This is a genomic window from Streptomyces sp. NPDC088746 (genome assembly GCF_044751065.1).
Taxonomy (GTDB): Bacteria; Actinomycetota; Actinomycetes; order Streptomycetales; family Streptomycetaceae; genus Streptomyces.
The window spans coordinates 445,614-465,023 of the sequence record NZ_JBIVLA010000005.1 but is presented as its reverse complement, the minus strand read 5'-3'; the positions used below and the strand labels follow the sequence as shown (position 1 = coordinate 465,023).

At 72.2% G+C, this 19,410-nt stretch carries 17 protein-coding genes; 8 read left to right on the top strand and 9 right to left on the bottom strand.

Annotation, left to right across the window (positions count from 1 at the left end):
- Positions 1 to 79: 79 nt before the first annotated feature.
- Positions 80 to 1,144 (bottom strand): biotin/lipoate A/B protein ligase family protein, encoded by a 1,065-nt coding sequence (locus tag ACIP63_RS24415; protein ID WP_401519189.1) that lies wholly within the window; start codon positions 1,142 to 1,144, stop codon positions 80 to 82.
- Between the two features lie 519 nt (positions 1,145 to 1,663).
- On the opposite strand from ACIP63_RS24415, the gene ACIP63_RS24410 reads away from it, so the two are divergent.
- The 7 genes from ACIP63_RS24410 (at position 1,664) to ACIP63_RS24380 (ending at position 9,981) form a co-directional block, all read left to right on the top strand.
- Positions 1,664 to 3,169 (top strand): ABC transporter substrate-binding protein, encoded by a 1,506-nt coding sequence (locus ACIP63_RS24410; RefSeq protein ID WP_401519187.1) that lies wholly within the window; start codon positions 1,664 to 1,666, stop codon positions 3,167 to 3,169.
- Positions 3,166 to 4,119 (top strand): ABC transporter permease, encoded by a 954-nt coding sequence (locus ACIP63_RS24405; protein ID WP_401519184.1) that lies wholly within the window; start codon positions 3,166 to 3,168, stop codon positions 4,117 to 4,119. The genes ACIP63_RS24410 and ACIP63_RS24405 overlap by 4 nt, the downstream gene beginning before the upstream one ends.
- Complete coding sequence (locus ACIP63_RS24400; protein ID WP_401519181.1) at positions 4,116 to 5,006, top strand: ABC transporter permease; 891 nt, start codon at positions 4,116 to 4,118, stop codon at positions 5,004 to 5,006. The genes ACIP63_RS24405 and ACIP63_RS24400 overlap by 4 nt, the downstream gene beginning before the upstream one ends.
- Complete coding sequence (locus tag ACIP63_RS24395) at positions 5,003 to 6,106, top strand: ABC transporter ATP-binding protein (RefSeq protein WP_401519180.1); 1,104 nt, start codon at positions 5,003 to 5,005, stop codon at positions 6,104 to 6,106. Before ACIP63_RS24400 ends, ACIP63_RS24395 begins: the two co-directional genes overlap by 4 nt.
- A gap of 77 nt (positions 6,107 to 6,183) precedes the next feature.
- The gene (locus ACIP63_RS24390; protein WP_401519568.1) at positions 6,184 to 7,140 is read left to right on the top strand and encodes an ABC transporter ATP-binding protein; all 957 of its coding nucleotides are present in this window, start codon (positions 6,184 to 6,186) and stop codon (positions 7,138 to 7,140) included.
- A 75-nt stretch (positions 7,141 to 7,215) separates the two neighbouring features.
- Positions 7,216 to 9,081: a gamma-glutamyltransferase family protein gene (locus ACIP63_RS24385; RefSeq protein ID WP_401519178.1), complete on the top strand. Its 1,866-nt coding sequence runs from the start codon at positions 7,216 to 7,218 to the stop codon at positions 9,079 to 9,081.
- 45 nt (positions 9,082 to 9,126) lie between these two features.
- Positions 9,127 to 9,981: an inositol monophosphatase family protein gene (locus ACIP63_RS24380; RefSeq protein WP_401519175.1), complete on the top strand. Its 855-nt coding sequence runs from the start codon at positions 9,127 to 9,129 to the stop codon at positions 9,979 to 9,981.
- A 62-nt stretch (positions 9,982 to 10,043) separates the two neighbouring features.
- Here ACIP63_RS24380 and ACIP63_RS24375 read toward each other — a convergent pair whose 3' ends face one another.
- Both ACIP63_RS24375 and ACIP63_RS24370 read right to left on the bottom strand, forming a co-directional pair.
- Entirely contained in the window at positions 10,044 to 11,339 is a 1,296-nt protein-coding gene (locus ACIP63_RS24375) for an LAETG motif-containing sortase-dependent surface protein (RefSeq protein WP_401519172.1), read from the bottom strand.
- Between the two features lie 115 nt (positions 11,340 to 11,454).
- Positions 11,455 to 12,312, bottom strand: a complete 858-nt coding sequence (locus ACIP63_RS24370; protein ID WP_401519169.1) for a nucleotidyltransferase domain-containing protein — start codon at positions 12,310 to 12,312, stop codon at positions 11,455 to 11,457.
- A gap of 86 nt (positions 12,313 to 12,398) precedes the next feature.
- Here ACIP63_RS24370 and ACIP63_RS24365 point away from each other — a divergent pair, with 86 nt between their 5' ends.
- Positions 12,399 to 13,814 (top strand): phytoene desaturase family protein, encoded by a 1,416-nt coding sequence (locus ACIP63_RS24365; RefSeq protein WP_401519167.1) that lies wholly within the window; start codon positions 12,399 to 12,401, stop codon positions 13,812 to 13,814.
- Positions 13,815 to 13,830: 16 nt separating this feature from the next.
- On the opposite strand, the gene ssuE is transcribed toward ACIP63_RS24365, so the two are convergent.
- From ssuE to ACIP63_RS24335, 6 genes are all read right to left on the bottom strand, one after another.
- Positions 13,831 to 14,388, bottom strand: a complete 558-nt coding sequence (gene ssuE / locus ACIP63_RS24360) for an NADPH-dependent FMN reductase (protein ID WP_401519164.1) — start codon at positions 14,386 to 14,388, stop codon at positions 13,831 to 13,833.
- 61 nt (positions 14,389 to 14,449) lie between these two features.
- Positions 14,450 to 15,214 (bottom strand): alpha/beta hydrolase, encoded by a 765-nt coding sequence (locus ACIP63_RS24355; protein ID WP_401519161.1) that lies wholly within the window; start codon positions 15,212 to 15,214, stop codon positions 14,450 to 14,452.
- 46 nt (positions 15,215 to 15,260) lie between these two features.
- Positions 15,261 to 16,601, bottom strand: coding sequence for an NtaA/DmoA family FMN-dependent monooxygenase (locus ACIP63_RS24350; RefSeq protein WP_401519158.1), 1,341 nt, complete (start codon positions 16,599 to 16,601; stop codon positions 15,261 to 15,263).
- Between the two features lie 46 nt (positions 16,602 to 16,647).
- Positions 16,648 to 17,520 carry an ABC transporter ATP-binding protein gene (locus ACIP63_RS24345; protein WP_401519156.1) on the bottom strand — a complete coding sequence of 291 codons (873 nt, stop codon included), beginning with the start codon at positions 17,518 to 17,520 and terminating at the stop codon, positions 16,648 to 16,650.
- Positions 17,517 to 18,524: an ABC transporter ATP-binding protein gene (locus ACIP63_RS24340; RefSeq protein ID WP_401519154.1), complete on the bottom strand. Its 1,008-nt coding sequence runs from the start codon at positions 18,522 to 18,524 to the stop codon at positions 17,517 to 17,519. The genes ACIP63_RS24345 and ACIP63_RS24340 overlap by 4 nt, the downstream gene beginning before the upstream one ends.
- On the bottom strand, positions 18,521 to 19,408 hold the full coding sequence (locus ACIP63_RS24335) for an ABC transporter permease (protein WP_401519152.1): 888 nt from the start codon (positions 19,406 to 19,408) through the stop codon (positions 18,521 to 18,523). Before ACIP63_RS24335 ends, ACIP63_RS24340 begins: the two co-directional genes overlap by 4 nt.
- Positions 19,409 to 19,410: the final 2 nt, after the last annotated feature.

Genomic DNA, 19,410 nt, shown 5'->3' with positions numbered 1-19,410 from the left:
GCCCCGGCAGGTGCCCCACCTGCCGGGGCGGCCGCGCGCCTTCAGGGCTCCGTCCGCCCCGCCCGGCGGCCGAGCGCGCCTACGGCACCCGCGCCGTCCACTCCGCGCTGCTGAACTTCGTGGCGGCCAGCTCCTCCGCCCGCGCCAGCTCCTCGCGGGTGACACCGCCATCGGCGAGTCCGTAGCGGTCGCGGAAGGACCGCACCATGCGGTCGATGACCGTTTCCCGGGGCAGACCGGTCTGACGGCGCAGCGGGTCGACCCGCTTCTTCGCCGACCTGGTGCCCTTGTCGGACATCTTCTCCTTGCCGATGCGGAGGACATCGAGCATCTTGTCGGCGTCGATGTCGTAGGACATGGTGACGTGGTGGAGGATCGCGCCCGGGCCGCCGTCGGGCCCGACCATGCGTTTCTGGGCGGCTCCGGCGATCTTGCCGACGTCCGTCGCGATGTCGTTGAGAGGCTGGTACCAGGCCTTGATCCCCATGTCTCCGAGCGCGTCGAGAACCCATTCGTCGAGATAGGCGTAGGAGTCGGCGAACGAGAGTCCTGAGACCAGGGAGGAGGGGACCGAAAGGGAGTACGTGATGGTGTTCCCGGCCTCCACGAACATGGCTCCGCCGCCCGAGACGCGGCGCACGACCGTCACGCCGTGGCGCGCCGCCCCCTCGGGGTCGACCTCGTTACGGAGGGACTGGAAGCTGCCGATGATGACGGCCGGGGCGCCCCACTCCCAGACGCGCAGCGTCGGGGGCCGGCGGCCGGCGGCCACCTCGGCGGTGAGCACCTCGTCGAGGGCCATGTGCAGCGCGGGGGACTGCGGTCCCTCGTGGATGAGCTGCCAGTCGTAGTCGGTCCAGTCGGTGGCCTGCGCGAGTGCGCGCCGGACCGCCACCGCGACACCTTCGGCGGTGATCCCGTACATGACGGTGCCCTCGGGCAGCATCGCCTCGACGCGGGCGGCCAGACCTGCGGCGTCGGTGTCGGCGGGGGCGCCTTCCAGCGCCTCGTCGATCGCGGTGATCGCCTCGTCGGGTTCCAGGAAGAAATCACCCGCGACCCGTACGTCGCGCAGCACGCCGTCCTGATTCGTCAGGTCGACCACCACGAGTTTGCCGCCAGGAACCTTGTATTCGCCGTGCATCGCCGGGCCTCCGATGAGTTGAACCGCTTGTGACGTCAGCGCTCGCGAGGCTCGTTGTCTTCCCCGCGAGTGACCATCCGTAATGAGGCTGGGGGACGAGGACCGGGAAACCACCGCAACGCGCGGTGGCTCCGGTCCGTGGTCATGACGACGCCTGTCGGCGCCGCCGCTCGTGCCGCCGTCGGATCCGGAGCGCAAGGTTCGGGGTTGTCCGTATACGAACCGGAGGCCGCATCCGGGCCGTCGCGGTCCGGGACCCGCAGGTGAGCGGTCGTGCCGGGGCGACCACAGGCGCTCCGTTATCCGATCGTCAGGTAAAACCCGTCCGCTATGTGAGCCGAGGCCTTGCCTTGCGGACTGTATGCGAAATACGGTCGGCGATATTCCTTGATCACCCCTGGCGGGAGGTAGGCCCCCGTGCGCCGAAAAGCGGTTGCCCTGGTGGCGGTTGCGTTGGTGTCCCTCACCTCGGGCTGCGCGTCGTTGCAGTCCTCGGCGACCGAAGTCGGTGGTGTACGCATGACCGATGACCGGTCCGTACGCGACGGCGGGACACTCACCGTCGCTCTCAACTCCGACCCGGACAAACTGGACCCCACCCTCGCGCAGACCCTCGTAGGCCGCACGGTCTTCGCGAGCATGTGCGAGAAGCTGTACGACATCGACGAGGACGGCACCGTCGTGCCGCAGTTGGCCTCGTCGCTCCCCACCACCTCGGCCGACGGCCGTACGGTCACCTTCACGGTGCGTCCGGGGGTGAAATTCAGCGACGGCACCCGGCTGGACGCCGACGCGGTCGTCACCTCGCTGCTGCGCCACCGCGATCTCCCCGGATCCGCGCGCTCCACCGAACTCGCACCGGTCAGCAAGGCCGAGGCCACCGGGCCGCTCACGGTCCGGCTGACGCTCGACCACTCCTACGTCCCGCTCACCGGCGTGCTCGCCGACCGGGCCGGGATGGTGATGTCACCCACCGCACTCGAGAAGTACGGGAAGAACTTCACCAACCACCCCTCCTGCGTCGGCCCCTTCCGCTTCGTCGAGCGCGTCGGCGGCGACCGGATCGTGCTCAAGAAGGACACGAACTACTACGATGCCGACCAGGTGCACCTCGACGGAGTGGTCTACAAGCCGATCCCCGACGGCAACGTCAGGCTCGCCAACCTGCGCTCCGGCGACCTCCAGATCGGCGACCAGATGGCCCCTGTCGACGTACAGAGCGCCCTGACCGAGCCGAAACTCCAGCTGTTCAACTCCCCCTCCCTCGGCTACCAGGGCATCGGACTCAACGTCGGCAACGTGAAGGGCCTCGGGCAGAAGCCCGGGAAGATCGACACCCCGATCGCCCGTGACGTCCGGGTCCGCGAGGCCTTCGAGCTGGCCATCGACCGCGAGCTGCTCAACAAGGTCGTCTTCCAGGGCATGTACGAACCGGCCTGCGGGCCCATCTCCCCGCAGTCCGCCATCGCCCCGGGCGTCGAGCCGGAGGACTGCCCCCGGCGTGACGTCGACCGCGCGAAGGAGCTGCTGAAGGAGGCCGGGGTGAAGACCCCGGTGAAGATCGAGCTGAAGACGTCCACCACCCCTGAGCAGGGGCGGGTCGGGCAGGTGCTCCAGGCCATGGTCAAGGAGGCGGGCTTCGAACTGTCGCTGCGCCCCACCGAGTACGCCACCATGCTCGCGGAGACCGACGCCGGCGACTACGACGTCTTCACCAGCGGCTGGTCCGGCCGGCTCGACCCGGACGGCAACGTCTCCAACTTCCTCAAGACCGCGGGAGCCATGAACGCCTACGGTCTCGGCGACCCGGAGATCGACAAGCTGATCGCGGAGGGCCGCAGCGTCGCGGACCCGGGACGGCGCACCGAGATCTACGACGAGCTCACCCGGCGCGTGCAGGACGCCCACGCCCTGATCTACCTCTACCGGCAGAAGAACTACGTCGTCGCCGGCAAGGACATCGCGGGCATCCACGTCTACGGCGACGGACTGGTCCGGGTCAAGAATGCGGGGTACACCCGATGACGAAGTACCTGCTGACGCGCCTGCGTCAGTCCCTCATCACGCTCTTCCTCGTCAGCGTCGTCGTCTTCGCCGGCATCCGGGCCCTGCCCGGCGACCCGGCGCTCGCCCTGGCCGGTGAGGAACGCAGCCCCGAGGCACTCGCCGCCGTCCGCGAGAGCTACGGCCTGAACGACAACGTCGTCATCCAGTACGGACGGTTCATCGGCCACGCCCTGACCGGCGACCTCGGCACCTCCTCCCGTACCGGCCTCCCCGTCGCCGACGCGATCGGACAGGCCCTGCCCGTCACGCTGGAACTGGCCGCGCTCTCCCTCCTGTTGGCGATCGTGGTCGGCATCGGCGCCGGAGTGGTCGCCGCCGTCCGGCGCGGGAAGCCGGAGGAGTGGATCGCCAACGCCATCGCGCTGATCGGCCTCTCCATCCCGACCTTCTGGCTCGGCATCGTGCTCGTCCTCGGATTCGCCATCGCCGTCCCGGTGTTCGCCGCCTCCGGTTACGTACCCTTCGGCACCGATCCCGTCGACAACCTGCGCCGCATGGTGCTCCCCGCGATCGTGCTCGGCTCCGGCCTCGCCGCCGTCGTGATGCGGCAGACGCGGGCCGCGATGCTCGACTCGCTCTCCGCCGACTACGTCAGGACCGCCCGCGCCAAGGGCCTGTCCAGGGGTTCCGTCGTCGGCGGGCACGCGCTGCGCAACTCGCTCGTCACCGTCGTGACCGTGCTCGGCCTCCAGCTCGGCCACCTGATCTCCGGTGCCGTGGTCACCGAGCAGATCTTCGTGCTCCCCGGCTTCGGCAAGCTCACCATCGACGCCGTCTTCACCCGCGACTACGCCACACTCCAGGCCGTGGTGCTCTGCACCTCCGCCGCGTACATCCTCATCAACCTGCTGGTCGACGTGGTCTATTCGGTCATCGACCCGCGCATCCGGCTCGGAGGTGCCCGGTGACCACCGCGACCACAGTGCTCCCCACCCCGCCCCAGGCGGACAAGCGGAAGCCCGGCGGCGGCAAGCTGCGCGCCCTGCGCAGGAACCGGCTCGCGCTCACCGGCGCGGTCATCGCCGCCGTCTTCATCCTGGCCGCCCTGTTCGCCCCGCTCATCGCCCCGTACGACCCGTCGCAGCCCGACTTCGGGAACGTCCTGGCCGAGCCCGGTGCCTCCCACTGGCTCGGTACGGACGACCTCGGCCGAGACCAGCTCTCCCGCATCGTGCACGGCGCCCGCGCGTCGATGCAGGTGGGCCTCGTCGCCGTCGTGCTGGCCTTCCTCGTCGGCGTACCACTGGGGCTGCTCGCCGGGTACTACGGCCGCTTCGCGGACACCGCCGTGTCCCGCCTCACCGACACCATGCTGGCGTTCCCCTTCCTGGTGCTCGCCGTCGGACTCGCCGCGATCCTCGGCCCGTCGCTCACCAACGCGACCATCGCCATCGGCATCTCGCAGATCCCCGCGGTCATCCGGATCACCCGGGCGGAGACCCTGCGGCTCAAGCACGTCGACTACGTCGCCGCGGCCGTCGCCAACGGGGGCGGCGACGGCACCGTCCTCTTCCGGCACATCCTCCCCAACGCCACCTCCGCACTGATCGTCCAGGCGACCGTGGGCATCCCCGCCGCGATCATCGGCGAGGCGCTGCTGAGCTTCCTCGGCCTCGGCGTCCAGCCGCCGAACCCCTCGCTGGGCGTGATGCTCTCGGGCGCCCAGTCCTTCCTGGCGCCCGCCCCCTGGCTGGCCGTCTTCCCCGGCCTCGCGATCGTCGCGGCGACGCTGGCCTTCAACCTGCTCGGCGACGGGCTGCGTGACGTCCTGGACCCGCGAGGAGCGACCCGATGACCGAGACCGTTCTCGAACCCGCGCGGAAGACGGCGGCCGAACCCGCCCTGAGCGTGCGCGACCTGTCGGTCTCCTTCCACTCCGACACCCGCACCGTGCACGCCGTCGACGGGGTCTCCTACGACCTGGCGCCCGGTGAGGTCCTCGCCGTGGTGGGGGAGTCGGGCTGCGGGAAGTCCGTCACCTCCATGGCTGCCATGGGCCTGCTCCCGCCGACCGCCCGCATCGGCGGCTCGATCAGGCTCGGCGGGCGCGAGCTGGTCGGCGCTCCGGAGAAGGAGTTGCAGAAGGTCCGCGGCAAGGACATCGCGATGATCTTCCAGGAGCCGATGACCTCGCTGAACCCGGTCCTCACCATCGGCCGGCAGATCGGCGAAACGCTCCGCCGGCACCAGGGGCTGAGCCGCAAGGAGGCCAAGGCCCGCGCCGTCGAACTCCTCGAACTCGTCGGGATCCCGGCGCCGGCACGCCGGATCGACGAGTACCCGCACCAGCTCTCCGGCGGCATGCGGCAGCGCGTCATGATCGCGATCGCGGTGGCCTGCGACCCGGCCGTCCTCATCGCCGACGAACCGACGACTGCCCTGGACGTCACCGTGCAGGCCGGCATCCTCGAAGTCCTCCAGTCGCTGCGCGAGCGCCTCGGCACCGCCATCGTCCTGGTCACCCACGACCTCGGGGTCGTCGCCGACTCCGCCGACCGGGTGCTCGTGATGTACGCCGGACGAGCCGTCGAACAGGCCCCGGTCCACGACCTGTTCGCCTCCGGCCGGCACCCGTACACCCGTGGCCTGCTCGGCGCCGTGCTCCGGCCCGGCGGCGAGGGCAAGCGGCGCCTGCCCGAGATCCCCGGCCTGGTCCCGAGCCTGGACAGCCAGCCCGACGCCTGCACCTTCGCGCCCCGCTGCTCCCGCGCCGACGACACCTGCACCGGCAGCCGCCCCGGCTTCCATGCCGTCGACCCCGGGGCCGGAGCGGACGCGCCGCACCGGGCCGCCTGCTGGCACCCGTACGCCGAGAGCGATGCCGAGGCCACCCCCGCAACGCCTACGCGCTCCGAGGACCTCGGACCGCGACCCGACCAGGAGGCCGGAAAGTGACCACCGCACAGACCGTCCCCGCACCCCGCGAGGGCGACGCGGGCATCTCGCACCCCCCGGTGCTGGAGATCAACGGCATGGAACGGCACTTCGGTGCCTCCGGCGGCGGCACGGTCCGGGCCGTCGACGGCGTCTCGATCACCATCGGCCGCGGCGAGGTCGTCGGCCTCGTGGGTGAGTCGGGCAGCGGCAAGTCGACCGTCGGCCGTTGCGCCGTACGTCTCGACGAACCCACCGCGGGCACCGTCCACATCAACGGCACCGACATCAGCCACCTCTCCCGCCGCGCCCTGCGCCCCCTGCGCAAGGACTTCCACCTCGTCTTCCAGGACCCCTCGTCCTCGCTGGACCCCCGGATGACCGTCGGCCAGATCATCGCCGAGCCCATCCGGCTGCACCGCCGCGCCCGCGGAGCCGCCGTACGGGAGCGGGTCGAGCAGCTGCTCGGCCAAGTCGGGCTGCGCCCCGAGCACGCCGACCGGCACCCCCACGAGCTGTCCGGCGGCCAGCGCCAGCGCATCTCGATCGCCCGGGCCCTGTCCTGCGACCCCGACCTGGTCGTCGCCGACGAACCCACCTCGGCGCTCGACGTCTCGGTGCAGGCGTCGGTGCTCAATCTGCTCGCCGACCTCCAGAGGGACCGCGGCTTCGGGTGCCTGTTCATCACCCACGACCTGGCCGCCGTCGAGTTCCTCGCCGACCGGATCGCCGTGATGTACCTCGGGCAGATCGTCGAACAGGCCCCGACCGCCGAGCTGTTCGCCGCCCCCAAGCACCCCTACACCCAGGCACTGCTCTCCGCCGCGCCGGTACCCGACCCCGTCGCCCAGCGCTCCCGCGAGCGCATCGTGCTGCACGGTGAGCTGCCCAGCCCGCTCGACCCACCGCCGGGCTGCCGCTTCCACACCCGCTGCCCGCTCGCCGTCGACCGGTGCCGCACCGAGGTCCCCGCCCTGCGCGAGATCCCCGGCGGACGGCAGGTCTCCTGCCACCTCGTGACCGACGACGGCACCGCCCCGGACGCGGCGGCCTGACGGGCCCCGTCCGCCCTCCGTACGATCCACGAAGCACCACAGAACTCCGCACGTCCGCAGCAAGGAGCCGCACCCGTGTTCACCACCCGCCCCACCCTCCAGGGCACCTTCGGCATGGCGTCCTCGACCCACTGGCTCGCCTCGCAGTCCGCGATGGCCGTCCTGGAGGACGGCGGCAACGCCTACGACGCCGCCGTCGCCGCCGGATTCGTCCTGCACGTCGTCGAGCCGCACCTCAACGGACCGGCAGGCGAGGTCCCGATGATCCTCGCGCCTAAGGACGGCGACGTGCGGGTGCTGTGCGGCCAGGGCCCCGCCCCCGCCGGCGCGTCGGCCGCGCACTACCGCTCGCTCGGCCTCGACCTCGTCCCCGGCACCGGCCCGCTCGCCGCCGCCGTACCCGGCGCCTTCGACGCCTGGATGCTGCTGCTGCGCGACCACGGGACGAAGACCCTCGCCGAGGTCCTGCGCTACGCCATCGGATACGCCGAGGACGGCCACGCCCCCGTCGAGCGCGTCGGCCAGACGGTGGAGACCGTCCGCGAGCTCTTCGAGACCGAGTGGCCGACCTCCGCCGAGGTCTACCTCCCCGGCGGGAAGGCGCCCGAGCCCGGCAAGCTGTTCCGCAACCCCGCCCTCGCCGCCACCTGGCGCCGCCTGATAGCCGAGGCCGAGGAGGAGGGCGGCACGGACCGCGTCGCGCAGATCGACGCCGCCCGCGCCGTCTGGCGGACCGGCTTCATCGCCGAGGCGCTGGTCCGCCAGGCATCCGTCCCCACCATGGACACCAGCGGAACCCGCCACACCGGCACGCTCACCGCCGCGGACCTGGCGGACTGGTCCGCGACGTACGAGGCGCCCGCCACGTACGACTGGAACGGCTGGACGCTGGCCAAGGCGGCGGGCTGGAGCCAGGGCCCCGCCTTCCTCCAGCAGCTCGCCCTCCTCCCGGACGAACTCCCCGCCTACGGATCCGCCGAATACGTCCATCTGCTCATCGAGGGCTGCAAGCTCGCGATGGCCGACCGCGAGGCCTGGTATGGCGACGCGGCCGACGTGCCGCTCGACGCGCTGCTCTCCGAGGCGTACAACGACGAGCGCCGGGCCCTGGTCAAGGACACCGCCTCCCTGGAGCTGCGCCCCGGCAGCCCCGAGGGCCGCGCCCCGGTCCTCAGCGCGCACGCCCACGCCGTGGCCTCCGGCGAGGCCGGCTTCGACGCCATGGGCATCCCGGTGGCCGGAGCGGGCGAGCCCACGGTCGCGAAGGAGGGCGCGGGCGAGCCGACGGCCACCGCGGACCGTGCCGGCGAGCCGGTGGTGACCAAGGACGGCGCGACCCGTGGCGACACCTGCCACCTCGACGTCGTCGACCGCTGGGGGAACATGGTCGCCGCCACGCCCAGCGGCGGCTGGCTCCAGTCCAACCCGGTCGTGCCCGAGCTCGGCTTCCCGCTCGGCACCCGGCTGCAGATGGCCTGGCTCGACGAGGGCCTGCCGAACACGCTGACCCCCGGCCGCCGCCCGCGCACCACCCTGACCCCGTCCCTCGCCCTGCGCGACGGAGTCCCCGTCATGGCGTTCGGCACCCCCGGCGGCGACCAGCAGGACCAGTGGCAGCTGCACTTCTTCCTCGCCGTGGCGCTGCGGGACCGGGTCCGTGGCGGCCTCGACCTCCAGGGCGCCATCGACGCTCCGAACTGGCACAACGACAGCTTCCCGGGCTCCTTCTTCCCGCGCGGGATGCGCCCGGGCAGCGTCACCGTCGAGGAGGGCATGGACCCGGAGGTCGTCGGCGAGCTGCGCCGGCGCGGTCACGACGTCACGGTGGGCGACGCGTGGTCCGAGGGCCGGATGTGTGCCGTCGCCAGGGACCCGGAGACCGGCGTCCTGTCCGCCGCCGCGAACCCCCGCGGGATGCAGGGCTACGCGGTCGGCCGCTGACCACCTGCCCGGGGTGCCCCCGGCGGACCGTGCTTAGCTGGAGTCATGATCGATGACTTTCTGTACGGGAACGCCGGGCACGCCGGGCCGGCGGCCGAGGTGGAGGCGGCGGTCCGGGCGGCGGCCGCCGCCGAGATCATGCCGCGCTACCGGCAGCTGGCCGCACACGAGATCGTCGAGAAGAGCGGCCCCCACGACCTGGTCACCGCCGCCGACCGGCTCGCCGAGGAGCACCTCGCCGCGTCCCTGACCCGGCTGCTGCCCGGCTCGGTCGTCGTCGGCGAGGAGGCCGTCCACGCCGACCCCACCGTCCTGGACGCCCTGGGCGGCGACGCGCCCGTGTGGATCGTCGACCCGGTCGACGGCACCCGCCAGTTCGTCCACGGCGAACCCGGCTTCTGCACCCTGGTGGCGCTCGCCCGGCACGGCGAGGTGTACGCCTCATGGACGTACGCCCCCGTCCTCGACGAGATGGCCGTCGCCGTCCGCGGCCGGGGAGCCACGCTCAACGGCACGGCTCTGCGCAGTGGTTCACCCGCTCCCGGCGCGGTGCTCAAGGTGGCCATGTCCCACCCCGACTACACCTCGGACGCCCAGAAGCGCGCCCTGCTCGGCCTGCGGACCGACGGAATCGACGCCCGCGCGTGCGGATCGGCGGGCCTGGAGTACCTCGCGGTCGCCTGCGGCGCGCAGGACGGGGTCGCGTTCAACTGGGAGTTCGCGTGGGACCACGCGGCAGGGCTGCTCCTGGTCACCGAGGCCGGCGGCGTCCAGTCGACGCTCTCCGGCGCCCCCTACCGGATCACCGGTGGAAACGACCTGCCGTTCACCGCGGCCAGGGACAGGACGACGGCGGACAGGATCCTTCAGGCTCTCCGGGCCGGCGGACAGAACACCTAGGGCCATACGGCTGTGGCCGGCGCGGGAGCCCCGCGCCGGCCACAGCCGGAGTGCCCGTACCGCTAGTTGCCCGCAGCCGCACGCCGCCGGACGGCGTAGAAGATCCCGCCGCCCGCGATCAGCGCCGCCGCTGCCGCGCCCACCATGGGGACGGTGGAGTCGGAGCCGGTCGCCGCCAGGTTGCCGCTCGTCATCGCCTTCGGGTCGGAGCCCCCGGTGGTGGAGCCACCCGCCGTGGAGCCGCCGGAGGTGCCCGTACCGCCGGAGGTGTTCGTACCGCCGGTGGTGTTCGTACCGCCGGTGGTCGAGGAGCCTCCGGTCGAGGAGCCCCCGGTCGTGGAACCATCCGTCGTGGAACCGCCGGTCGTGCTGCCGTTGCCGGCGTCGATCACGATCTCCGCGGTGTCGTTGGCCGCGTTCTTGTCGAAGGGCCTGTCCGCCCCGGTGAAGGAGACCTTCCCGGCCGCACCCTCGACGGCCTTGTCGATCCGGAGGACGAACGGGTACGTCTCGCCACCCGCCTCGTTGACCCACGACTGCGAGGTGCCGCAGGTGTAGTGGGTCCTGGTGACCGGGCTGCAGTAGTCGTGCGCCTTCACGACCGAGGTTCCCGAAGGGATACGGACGTCGACGGTCGCGGCGCCCTGGCCCAGCTCGCGGTAGACCCAGGCCGGGCCCTTGTTGAGGAACTTCACCGACGCGGTGACCTCGTCGCCGACCTTGCCCTCCAGCCGGGCGCCGGTCAGCGCGAAGTCGGCCGTGTTGACCGCGGTGACGTCGGCCGTGGAGGAGCCCTCGCTGTGGCTCGCCCGGTCGGCGTCGGTCGCCGGAGCCTTCTCGACCAGCTTCAGCGGTGCGCCCGTGCCCGGCACGGGGTCCGTCCCGCCGCCGTCGCCCGTTCCGGGATCCGTGGCCTCCACGGTCATGCGGACCTTGTCGTACAGGGCGTTGTCCAGCGCCTTGAGCCCCACCGGCTGCTCCGGCACGTAGACGACGCCCGGCTTCAGCGGCTGCTCGACGGCGCACACCGCGAGGGTCTTCTCCGGCTCCTCGTCGGCCGACGACTGCGTCGAGTAGAGGCAGTTGCCGTAGGAGTCGGCCGTGCCGAGGCCCGACGTGACGGAGTACGTCACCCAGATCTTCCCGATCTCCTCGGTGCCCTTGTTCAGTACCGAGAACGGCACGTCGACGCCGCTGCCTGGCTGTGCGTCCGTGATCGGCGCCAGCGGCGCGATGCCGAGATCGGGCTCCGCGGCGAAGGCGACGGCGGGCAGGGAGGCGAGCCCGGTCAGCGCGGCGGCGGTGAGTACACCGACCACGGTGCGCGACGGACGGCGGCCGGGAAGGGGGTGAGTCATAGAGGTTCCCTCGTCGTGGCGTGCGGTGGAAAAATGCCGTCTCCGGCACAATCACTTACCGCGACAGAAGACGCTTACGGCCGTCGAACGGTTGCATGCGCGCGCCACCGATAGTTCACCCGTCCGAAAGCCCCTGGCCACCATCGACTGCCGGGGAGTTGCCGTCCAGGACAGCACGAACATCCCGTACGACGCCGGCCGCCGCCTCCACCGCCGGGGCGTCCAGGCCGCGCAGAGCGGCGGACACCCGGTCCGCGAAGTCCGCCGGGGTGTCCGGCAGGGCGGCGGCGGACGCGAGCGCCCCCTTCTCGTTCAGACACCAGGAGCGGTGGTGGGCGTGCAGGGCCTGGGTGAGGATGCCGAACGCCTTCGACAGGCAGAGGGCCACATGGAGCGTGTCCCCGGACGGCGCCGACTTGCGGGCGGAGGCCACGGAGAACTCCGCCTCCCACGCCGCATCGGTCAGCGCGCGGCGCAGCGGCTCGGGGTAGGAGAGCGTGGCCTCCTGAAGGGACGTCAGCTCGCCGCCCGGGTCCACCAGCACCCGGCCGAGGGCGACCTCACCCACGTAACACGGGGACCAGAAGCCCAGCGGATGGCCGGGCTGAATCCCCACCTCGAAGCGACCCGACCGGCAGTCCGACCACACCGCTTCCACCCGGTCCAGATCGCGCAGGATCCAGTCGACGGCGACCCCGTCCACGGTCAGCCACGCCCCGCCGTTCACCCAGGGGCCCCACCCGCCGGGTCCCGCCACGTCGGCGGGCGCCCCCTGGACCTCGGACGCCAGTGCGGTGAGGGCGTCCAGATCCGGGACGCCCCGGTAGTAGACGCCCAGATCCCAGTCCGAGTCGGGACGATGGGTGCCACGGGCGCGGCTTCCGCCCAGGGCGACGGCCTCGATTCCGGACACCTGGGCGAGCCGGGACGCCATCGCGGCGACGGCGGGGGAGGGCGGGCATGCGTCAGTCATCGGACGGGAGGCTACCCGGAACCCTGTTGTCGGCGTACATGAATATCCTGGGTGCCCTGGCCATCGGCTGACAAAGGAGTCCGAAGGTGCCATCGATGCTGGATGCCGTCGTCGTGGGGGCGGGCCCGAACGGGCTGACAGCCGCTGTCGAGCTGGCCCGCCGCGGGTTCGCCGTGGAGGTGTTCGAGGCCGGGGAGACCGTCGGGGGCGGCGCCCGCACCGAGGAGCTGACCCTTCCAGGCTTCCGCCACGACCCCTGTTCCGCCGTGCACCCGCTGGGCATCGGTTCCCCCGCCTTCAGGGCGATGCCGCTCGCCCGGCACGGCCTCGAATGGCTCCAGGCGCCGCTCTCGCTCGCCCATCCGTTCCCGGACGGCTCCGCCGCGGTGCTCACCCGGTCCGTCGGGGAGACGGCCATGTCGCTGGGCCCGGAGGACGCGGGCGCCTACCGCAGGCTGGTCGCGCCCTTCACCGGCCACTGGGACACCCTTGCCGCGGACTTCCTGCGCACCCCGTGGGACGGCCTGCCCCGGGATCCGTACCGCTGGGCCCGCTTCGGCCTGGATGCCGTCCAGCCGGCCACGCTGCTCTCCCGGCGTTTCAAGGGGGAGAAGGCGCGCGGCCTGCTCGCGGGCCTCGCGGGGCACGCCATCGCACCCGCGAGCGGCCTCGCGACCGGCGGGATCGCACTGCTCTTCGCGCTCGCGGCGCACGAGAACGGCTGGCCGGTGCCGCGCGGCGGCTCGCAGGCCATCTCGGACGCCCTCGCCGCCTTCCTGCGCGAACAGGGTGGCACCATCCGCACGGGCATCGAGGTCAAACGCCTCGACGAGCTGCCGCCCGCCCGTGCCTACGTGTTCGACACCTCACCGACCGCCCTCGCCCGGATCGCCGGACTCGGCGGCGCCTACGACCACTACCGCTACGGGCCCTCCTGCTTCAAGATCGACTACGCGCTGTCGGGCCCGGTGCCGTGGACGGCCGAGGAGGCCCGGCGCGCGGGCACGGTCCATGTCGGCCCCTCCGCAGCCGAGATCGACGCCGCCCTGCGCGCCGCCGTGGCCGGCCGCGACCCGGACGTCCCCTTCCTGATCACCGCGCAGCCCAGCATCGTCGACCCGACCCGCGCCCCCGAGGGCCGCCATGTCTTCTGGGTGTACGGGCATGTCCCGTCCGGCTGGGAGGGCGACGCCACCGAGGTCATCGAGCGTCAGCTGGAGCGCTTCGCCCCCGGCTTCCGCGACCTGGTCCTCGCCCGCGCCGTCGCCGGACCGCCCCGCCTCGCCGTGCGCAACGCCAACTACGTCGGCGGCGACATCGCCACCGGGGCGTTCGCCGGGCTGCAGACGGTGCTCCGCCCCAAGCTCGCCCGCGTGCCGTACGCCACCGCGCACCCCGCGGTCTTCCTCTGCTCGTCGGCCACCCCGCCCGGCCCCGGTGTGCACGGCATGTCGGGGCACCACGCGGCGAAGGCGGTGTGGCGGCGGCTGCGGGCGAAGTGACAGGGCCGGCGGTGGCTCAGCCCGTGTGCGCCAGCACTGCCGTCCGCCCGCCGAGCAGCCGGGAGAAGGTGTCGGTGACCTCGGCGAGAGCTTCCGCCGCGCCGGGTGCGACGCTCAGGGTGCCGTTCTCGCCGGCGGTGAGGTCCTTGTCGAGCGTGAACCAGCCCGGGACGATGTGCGCCGCGCCCATGGAGCTGAGTACCGGGCGCAGCGCGTAGTCGATCGCCAGGACATGGGCCGTGCTGCCCCCGGTGGCCAGCGGCAGCACGGTCTTGCCGGTCAGCGCGTACTGCGGCAGCAGGTCCAGCAGTGTCTTCAGCAGGCCCGAGTAGGCGGCCTTGTAGACGGGGGTGCCTATGACCACCCCGTCCGCCTCCTCGAAGAGCGCCGTGGCCCCGACGACGGCCGGGTGCCGGAAGTCGGCGCCCAGCAGTGCCTCGGCGGGCAGCGTGCGCACGTCCAGCGGCGTCACGTCGTGGCCCTGGTCCCGGAGCCGGTTGTCCAGGTGGCGCAGGAGCCGTGCCGTGCGCGAGGTGGGTGAGGGACTGCCGGAGACGGACAGGATGGTTGCCATGGGAAGCCTTTCTCTCAGGGTCAGGAACGCCGGTGGCGTCGGTCACGGCCGAGGGCGGCGCTCACCACGCGCTCGAATCGACGGTGACGACCGGCACCAGTTCGTTGCGCAGGGTCTCCAGGAAGGTGACGATCTCCGCGGCCACCGAGCGGTGCTGCATGTCGTTGAGGACATCGTGGTGTGCGTCCCGCACCACCGAAAGACGGGCCCGCGGAAGGGACTTCGCCGTACGCACGAGTGCCTCACGGTCCGCGAGCGGATCGGCGTCGCCGGCCAGGAGCAGTGCGGGAACACCGATGTCACCGGCGTACGCCGCCGCGAGCAGGTCCTCCGGCACCGCTTCGTCGAGCGCCCCGCGCCGGAGCCCGGTGTCCTCGGTGAGCGTGCCCCTGTGTGCGGGGCAGGCGGTACGCACGTCGAGCTCGTCCTCCCACCCTCCGACGGAGGCGGCCCCGCCGGAGGGGATCCCCGCCAGGACGACGGCGTCCGGCCGGGCGGCGGACGGTACGTCCTCCCGACCGAGGAGCGCCGCGACGGCGACGGCTCCGCTGTCCGCTCCCACCAGCACGAGGGGGCGTACGACGCCGTCCTCGCCCGAGTCCCCGGCCGCGGCGGCGAGTCGGGCGCCGAAGCGGGTCAGCGAACCGGCCGGGTCGCCCTCGTCGAGCTCGGGGGCGTCGACCACGCGCACGCGGTAGGCGTCGGCGGCGAGCCGCCTGCCCAGCCGGGTGTAGGTCGCCCGGGTCTCGCCCCGGCCGGGCACCACGAGGAGGGTGCCGCGCGTGCGAAGTCCCTCGGGGGCGTGGTGGTCGGTGTACTCGGTCATCTGGTTCCTCCGTGTGCGTGCCTGTTCAGGGGGTGCGCGGATCGCGTCAGTCGTTCACGAGCTCGCGCTCGGAGGTGTGGCGGTTCGCGGGGACGGGCAGCCCGAGGTTGCCGCGCAGGGTGTCCGCCTCGTACTCGGTCCGGAACAGGCCGCGCTTCTGCAGGAGAGGCACCACGCCGTCGACGAAACGGTCGAGGTCGTCGTTGTTCCGGAACGCCAGGTTGATGCCGTCCAGCGTGCCGGCGTCGGACCACTTCTCGATGGTGTCGGCGACGGTCTCCGGAGCCCCGACGAACGGCGAGCGACGGAACGCGTTGACGGACTCGGCTACTTGACGCAGAGTCAGGTTCTCCGCCTTGGCGCGCTCGATGATGTTCCCGGCGCCCGTCCGGCCGCCCTTCTCCGCGAGATGGGCGACGTCGGGGAACGGCGCGTCCAGGTCGTGCGCGCTGAAGTCGTACGCGCCGAAGGAACGGCCCAGGAGCGCGAGGTTGCTCGCGAAGTCGTTGTCCTCCTCGAAGATCTCCCGTTCCCGGCGCCGGGCCTCCTCGTCGGTCGCGCCGACGATCGGGCCGCCGTGGATGAAGACCTTGATGTGGTCGGGGTCGCGTCCGTAGGCCGCGGTGCGCTTCTTGATGTCGGCGTAGTACTCCTGCGCCGACTCCAGCGTGCCGCCCGGTGCGTAGATGCCCTCGGCGACGCGCGCGGCGAGGTCGCGGCCCTCGGGGGAGACTCCGGCCTGGAAGATGACCGGCTGCCCCTGCGCCGAGCGGGAGATGTTGAGCGGACCGGCGACCTTGAAGTGCTCCCCGGCGTGGTTCAGCGCGTGGAGCCTGGACGGGTCCAGGAAGACGCCGCGCTCCACGTCGGCGGGGAAGGCGTCGTCCTCGTAGGAGTCCCAGAGCCCGCGGGCTACCTGGACGAACTCCAGGGCGCGGCCGTACCGGGTGGCGTAGTCGAGGTGTTCGTCGAGCCCGTAGTTCTTCGACGTACCGGTGTCGAAGCTGGTCACCACGTTCCAGCCGGCGCGTCCGCCGCTGATGTGGTCCAGGGAGGCGAACCGGCGGGCCAGGTTGAACGGGGAGTTGTACGTCGAGCTCGCCGTGCCGACCAGGCCGAGGTGCTTGGTGTGGGTGGCGACGGCGGAGAGCAGGGTGAGCGGTTCCAGCCGGTTCAGGTAGTGCGACGGGTAGGTGGAGTTGATGAACTGGCTGTCGACGACGAACAGCGCGTCGAAGAGGGCGTGTTCGGCCGCCTGGGCCTGCTGGATGTAGTAGTTGATGTCGATGCTGGCGTTCTTCGCGACCAGCGGGTCCTTCCACAGACCGTGCTGGCCGGGGCCCCCGACGCCGTACGGGTGCAGTGCGAGATGGATCCTGCGGGACATGGGTGTTCCTCTCGGTGGTGCGGGGATGTGCGGAGACGCTCTGCGGTCAGCCGCTCAGCTGTGCGCGCAGGGCCTCCCGCTCGGAGCGGTCGGCGGTCCGCGAGTGCAGCGTCGGTGCGGAGCCGACGAGCAGCCGCGTGTACACGTGCCGCGGGTGGTTGATGACGTCACGGGCGGAGCCCACCTCGACGAGCTCCCCCCTGTAGAGCACGGCGATGCGGTCCGCGGTCCCGGCGATGGAACCGAGGTCGTGGGAGATGAAGACGAGGGACGTCCCGGCGGCGCGGAGCTCCTTGAGGATCTCCAGGACCTGCACGCGGTTGGCGGAGTCCAGGGCACTGACCGGCTCGTCGAGGATGACCAGCGCGGGCTCCGTGACCAGCGCGCGGGCCACGGCGACACGCTGGCGCTGGCCGCCGGAGAGCTCGCCGGGCAGCCGCCCGAGCAGTTCCGCGGAGAGGTGGACCCGGTCGAGGAACGCGCGCGCCCGTTCCGCCGCCTCCTTACGCGGCACTCCCTGGATGAGCAGCGGTTCGGTCAGGGAGTCCTCGACGGTGAGGTCCGGGTCGAGGCTCCGCAGCGGGTCCTGGAAGACGTACTGGACGATGCCCCTGCGGCGCAGGGAGCGCCAGCGGCGGTTGCCGTAGCCGGTCACCTCCTCGCCGCCGACCCGGATCGAGCCGGCCGAGGCGCGCACGAGGCCGAGCGCGGCGCGGGCCAGCGTGGACTTCCCGGAGCCCGTCTCGCCGATGACGCCGACGGTCTCCCCGGGGGCGACGCTCAGCGAGACCCCTCGCAGGGCGCTCCGGGCGCGGCGTCCCCGGCCGTAGCGCACGTCGAGGCCCTCGACGGCCAGGACGGGGGAGGGTGCCTCCTCCTCCGGGCCGGCGGTCCTCCCTTCCGCTGACGCGATGGTCATGACGCCTCCTCGGGGTCTTCGGGGCCCTTCGGGGTCCCCGCGGCCTCCGGGTTCCCGGGCTTTTCCGGCTTCCCGGGCTTCTCCGGGTTCTCCAGGTCCTGCGGGTCCTCCAGGTCCTTCGGGGTCAGGAACTTGTCCAGGCCGTACTGCTCGTGCTCGGCCATCAGCAGCCGGGTGTACGCGTGCTGCGGATCGTGCAGCACCGAACGCGTCGGGCCCTGCTCCACCACCTCGCCCTGCCGCATGACGAGGACCTCGTCGCACAACTGGGCGACGACGGCCAGGTCGTGGGAGACGACGACGAGCGCCAGGCCGGTGCGCTCGCGCAGTTCGGCCAGCAGGTCGAGGATCTCGGCCTGGACCGTGACGTCGAGGGCCGTCGTGGCCTCGTCGGCGATGAGGGCCCGCGGCTCGACGGCCACGGCCGCCGCGATCAGGACGCGCTGGAGCATGCCCCCCGACAGCTCGTAGGTGTACTGGCCGTAGACCAGCTCCGGATCCCGCAGGCGTACCGCCCTGAGGAGACCGAGGGCCTGCCGGCGCGCCTCGCGACGCTTCACGCCCTTCTTGACGCGGATGACCTCGGCTATCTGGGCCCCCACGCGGATCGACGGGTTGAGATACGACGCCGGGTCCTGGAAGACGGCACCGATCGTGGTGCCGCGCAGGGCGGTCCACTGCCGGGGTGTCAGGGTCGCGATGTCGGTGCCGCCGATCTCGACCGAACCGCCGGAGACCTCGAAGTGCGGGGGCAGGATCCCGAGGACGGCCCGGCAGGTCAGGGTCTTGCCGCTGCCGGACTCGCCGACGATGCCGACCGCCTTGCCGGGGGTGAGCTCGAAGCCGACGCCGTGGACGATCTCCCGGCCGGTGACCCGGTCGGTGATGTGCACGTCGCGGACCGCGACCACCGGGGGAGCGGCGGGGGCGGCCGGATTCGCGGCCCCGGCGGGCGCCGACTCCTCGGTGCGGTCGGGGGCGGTGTTCCGGTACAGGGTCCTCATCGGGAGCCTCCCACGGGGACGGGCGCGGATGTGCCGGTGCGGGTCCGGGCCTTGCGCCGGTTGACCAGGGCGCGGCCCGCCTCGCCGGACACGTCGCGGATGGCGTCGGCGAGCAGGTTGCACGCCCAGACGGTGACCATGATCAGCAGGGCGGGCGCCACCGGCGCCCAGGGCTGGTGGCTGAGGTAGCCCAGGTCGGAGGCGAGCAGACCGCCCCAGGTGGGAGCCGGAGGCTGTACGCCGATGCCGAGGAAGGTCAGGCTGGAGACGATGACGAAGCCCACGCCGATGGTCTGGGCGAGCGCCACCGCGATCGGCGGGAGCACCTTGACCCATACATGGCGGCGTACGACCCAGCCGACCGAGGCGCCGGAGACGATCGCGGCCTCCACGTACGGCGAGCGGGCCACGGCCAGCGTCGCCGCGCGCGACACCCGGTAGAAGAGCGGTGAGACCAGTGCGCCCGTGACGAGCATGGCCTGCGTGATCCCGTTGCCGAGCAGCGCGATCACGGCGATGGCGAACAGCATGAACGGCAGGGCGACCAGGGTGTCGGCCAGACGGAGGGTCAGCCATTCGAAGACCCGGCCCGAGTAGACCGACAGGATGCCGGGGACCGCGCCGACGACGAGGGCCGTCAGCGCGACCTCCAGGGACCCGAGCACGCTGATCCGCGATCCGTCCAGGAGGCGGCTGAACACGTCACGGCCCAGGTAGTCCGTCCCCAGCCAATGGGCTCCCGAGGCCGACGCGAGCGTGTTGTCGCTGGTGGCCAGGGGATCCTGCGGGGCGAGCCAGGGGCCGCAGACGGCGAGCAGGGCGATCAGCACCAGGATCACCACGGCGATCCGGCCGGATGTGAGTGAGAGGACGCGGCGCACCATCG